This is a genomic window from Facilibium subflavum (genome assembly GCF_003574485.1).
In the GTDB taxonomy this organism is placed as follows: Bacteria; Pseudomonadota; Gammaproteobacteria; order Francisellales; family Francisellaceae; genus Facilibium; species Facilibium subflavum.
Genome location: NZ_QLIT01000329.1, coordinates 1 through 604 on the forward strand (window position 1 = coordinate 1; position 604 = coordinate 604).

1 protein-coding gene is annotated in these 604 nt (G+C 33.8%); it reads left to right on the forward strand.

Annotated elements, in window-relative coordinates:
* On the forward strand, positions 1–522 hold a 522-nt coding region (locus DNK84_RS13745), incomplete at its 5' end, for a Maf family protein (protein ID WP_119345019.1).
* Positions 523–604 lie beyond the last annotated feature (82 nt).

Consider the following 604-nt stretch of genomic DNA (forward strand, 5'->3'; position numbering starts at 1 on the left):
AAATCATCGTGTACAGAGGTTGATATTGATGAAAGTGTGCATCCAGGTGAGTTGGCAGAAGATTATCTAAATAGGATCATATATAAGAAACTTGCTGCAGCAAAACAAAAGGCAACAAAGCCTTATCCTATATTGGTTGCCGACACTGCAGTTGTTAAAAATCATCATATTTTAGGTAAGCCAAAAGATTATCAGCAGTTTTCAGAATTTATGAGGCTTTTGAGTAATACTTGGCATCAGGTGATTACTTCTATAGGCTTTTCTATAGGTGATCAAGTGCATTATGAACCTGTTATTAGCGATGTACTATTTGATGAAATAACGCCAAAGCAGATGAAGGATTATTGGGAGACAAAAGAGCCTTTTGATAAAGCTGGAGGGTATGCTATTCAAGGATTAGGTGCTGTTTTTGTTAAACAAATAAGAGGCAGTTATTCTGCAATTATGGGTCTACCAGTTTATGAAATCTACCAATTATTAACAAAATACAATCTAGTAAAAATACACACTACAGGACACTAAGTAGTTTTTCTGTTTGAATTTTTGTTAACTTTAGCTCAAATACAAGCTTAATTGATGCCATGATTTTACTTGTATTAATCAC